General features: G+C 63.7%; 3 protein-coding genes. 1 reads left to right on the forward strand and 2 read right to left on the reverse strand.

The window, feature by feature from the left end:
• Window positions 1–134 precede the first annotated feature (134 nt).
• Together rnt and pyrC are read right to left on the reverse strand one after the other, a co-directional pair.
• On the reverse strand, window positions 135–809 hold the full coding sequence (gene rnt / locus N5D53_RS27415; RefSeq protein ID WP_021781971.1) for a ribonuclease T: 675 nt from the start codon (window positions 807–809) through the stop codon (window positions 135–137).
• Window positions 806–1,852: a dihydroorotase gene (pyrC, locus tag N5D53_RS27420; protein ID WP_003254943.1), complete on the reverse strand. Its 1,047-nt coding sequence runs from the start codon at window positions 1,850–1,852 to the stop codon at window positions 806–808. Before pyrC ends, rnt begins: the two co-directional genes overlap by 4 nt.
• Window positions 1,853–1,982: 130 nt before the next feature.
• Here pyrC and N5D53_RS27425 point away from each other — a divergent pair, with 130 nt between their 5' ends.
• Window positions 1,983–2,924 carry an OmpA family protein gene (locus N5D53_RS27425; protein WP_104960919.1) on the forward strand — a complete coding sequence of 314 codons (942 nt, stop codon included), beginning with the start codon at window positions 1,983–1,985 and terminating at the stop codon, window positions 2,922–2,924.
• The last annotated feature ends 104 nt before the right edge of the window (window positions 2,925–3,028 follow it).

Consider the following 3,028-nt stretch of genomic DNA (forward strand, 5'->3'; position numbering starts at 1 on the left):
CCTTCGTGGCCGGTTTTTTTTGCCTTCCTGTGCCGGCCTCTTCGCTGGCGCGCCCGCTCCCACAGATTCTCTGCATGCCTGAAGGCAAAGGTGAACCTGTGGGAGCGGGCGTGCCCGCGAATGCCTTTAGCAGATCAATCGTTGAAATCGCGCCAGCCGCCCATTTCTTTCCAGCGGTTGACGATGCCGCAGAACAGCTCAGCGGTTTTCTCGGTGTCATAACGTGCCGAGTGCGCCTCACGCCCGTCGAAGTCGATGTCGGCGCTTTGGCAGGCCCGCGCCAGCACGGTCTGGCCATACGCCAGGCCCGCCAGGGTGGCGGTGTCGAAGCTGGAGAACGGGTGGAACGGGTTGCGCTTCAGGTCATTGCGCGCCACTGCTGCATTGAGGAAACCCAGGTCGAAGCTGCTGTTGTGGCCGACCAGAATCGCCCGCTTGCAGCCGTTGGCCTTGAGTGCCTTGCGCACGCCGCGGAAGATGTCGGTCATCGCGCTTTCCTCGCTGACCGCCATGCGCAGCGGGTGGTCCAGCTTGATCCCGGTGAACTCAAGTGCGGCCGGCTCGATGTTGGCGCCCTCGAACGGCTCCACTCGGTGGAAGTAGGTATGTTCGGGGAACAGGAAACCTTTCTCGTCCATGCCAATGGTGACGGCGGCAATTTCCAGCAATGCATCGGTAGCGCTGTTGAAACCACCGGTTTCAACATCCACCACGACCGGCAGATAGCCGCGGAAGCGCTCGGCCATCGGGTGGCGAGGACCGCTGCTGCCTTGGGTTTCCAGGTCGTCTTCGTAAAGGTCTTCGCTCACGCGTTTTTCTCCAGCAGGCGCCAGCGCAGTTTTTCGCCAGCGCGCAGCGGGACTACGGTTTGCTCGCCAAATGGCAGGCTTTCCGGAGCGGTCCATTCTTCGCGGACCAGGGTAATGGTGTCGGTGTTCGCCGGCAGGCCATAGAAGGCCGGGCCGTGCAGGCTGGCGAAGCCTTCCAGCTTGTCCAGCGCGTTACGCTGCTCGAACGCTTCGGCGTACATCTCGATGGCCGCATAAGCGGTGTAGCAACCCGCGCAACCACAGGCTGCTTCCTTGGCGTGACGGGCATGAGGTGCCGAGTCGGTGCCGAGGAAGAACTTCGGATTGCCGCTGGTGGCTGCGTCCAGCAAGGCCACCTGGTGGGTGTTGCGCTTGAGGATCGGCAGGCAGTAAAAGTGCGGGCGAATGCCGCCAACCAGCATGTGGTTGCGGTTGTACAGCAGGTGCTGGGCGGTGATGGTCGCACCCACGTTGGCCGGGGCCTCGGTGACGAACTGCGCGGCATCGCTGGTGGTGATGTGTTCGAACACCACTTTCAGCGTCGGGAAGCGCTCGACCACACGGCGCATGTGCTCGTCGATGAAGCGCTTCTCGCGGTCGAACACGTCGATCTCGCTGCGGGTCACTTCGCCATGCACCAGCAGCGGCATGCCCACTTCCGCCATTGCCTCTATGGCCGGGAAGATGTTGTCGATGCTGGTCACGCCCGAATCGGAGTTGGTGGTGGCGCCGGCCGGGTACAACTTGGCGGCGTACACGAAACCGCTGGCCTTGGCCGCGCGGATGTCCTCGGGGCTGATGTTGTCGGTGAGGTACAGCACCATCAGCGGCTCGAAGCGGCTGCCGGCCGGGCGGGCAGCCAGAATGCGCTCACGGTAGGCGCCGGCCTCGGTGGCATTGCGCACCGGCGGCACGAGGTTGGGCATGATGATGGCACGGGCGAAGGTACGCGCCACGTCGCCAACGGTGTGGGGCAGGACGGCACCATCGCGCAGATGGATGTGCCAGTCGTCGGGGCGCAGGAGGGTCAGGCGATCGGACATTGGGGATTCCAGGCGGGTCGAACTCAAGCCCCAATCCTACCGGAAAACCCCGGGGCGAGCACGGCTATCAAGTTTTCCGGACAGCGTCCGATAGCCTGCTGGTAAGCCGTCAGAATTTGTGGAGCCGCCCGTGCGCCAGCGTTACCTAGCCCTGTTGACCCTGTTCGCCAGCCTGCCGGCCGGCGCACTGACTTTCCAGACGCGCATGGAGAACATTGCCTGGAAGGTCGAGGGTGACCAGTTCGAGTGCCGTCTGAGCCAGCCGATCGAAGGTTTCGGCAGCGGTACGTTCGTGCGTCGGGCAGGCGAGCAGCCGGTGTTCCAGCTGCGGTCGGACAGCAACGTACTGGGTGCCGGCACCGCCAGCCTGCTGGCTGCGGCAGCGCCGTGGCAACCTGGGCGTGGCGATATCAACCTGGGCAATGTGCGAATGGCCCGCAGTGGCGTGCTGTTCAGCTCCTCCCAAGGGCAGGCCAGCCGGCTGATCAACGGTTTGCTCGACGGGCGTAGCACAGTCGTGCGCAACTACACCGGTGAGGCGGGCAGGCCGATGGAGGTGCGTGTGCTGCCGGTCAGCTTCGCCAAGGCCTACAATGACTATCAGGTCTGTGCGGGCAAGCTGTTGCCGATGAACTACGACCAGGTGCGCCAGACCCAGGTGGGTTTCCCCGGGGGCGGTATCGAGCTGGATGCAGCAGCCAAGGCGCGGCTGGATGTGATCCTCGATTACATGAAAGCCGACCCGACGGTGAACCATGTCGAGCTCAATGGGCATTCCGACAACAGTGGCAACCGCCTGGCCAACCGCGACCTGTCACGCCGCCGCGCATTGGCCGTGGCCGATTATTTCAAGGCTAACGGTGTGCCGGAAGAGCAGATCACTGTGCGCTTCCATGGCGAGCGTTATCCGCTCGCGAAGAACAACAGTGCGTCGAATCGGGCGCGTAATCGGCGGGTGAATATCGAGCTGGATCGGGTGGCGGTGGTTGAGAAAGCGGTGGAAAAGCCGGTTGAGCAAGCGGCGCCGGGTGTTGCACCTGCCTCGGGCGTCCCGGGGGCGAAGGCGCCCTGAGATCTGGTCGGTGCATGTCATGGGCTCGCATCAAGGCCGCCAGGGGTTCGTCACAACATTTTCAGCGTCTATGAGATCGAGCGCCGCCAGGTGTCCGCCTCGAC

It is taken from the genome of Pseudomonas sp. GD03862, from assembly GCF_029840855.1.
GTDB classification, from domain to species: Bacteria; Pseudomonadota; Gammaproteobacteria; order Pseudomonadales; family Pseudomonadaceae; genus Aquipseudomonas; species Aquipseudomonas alloputida.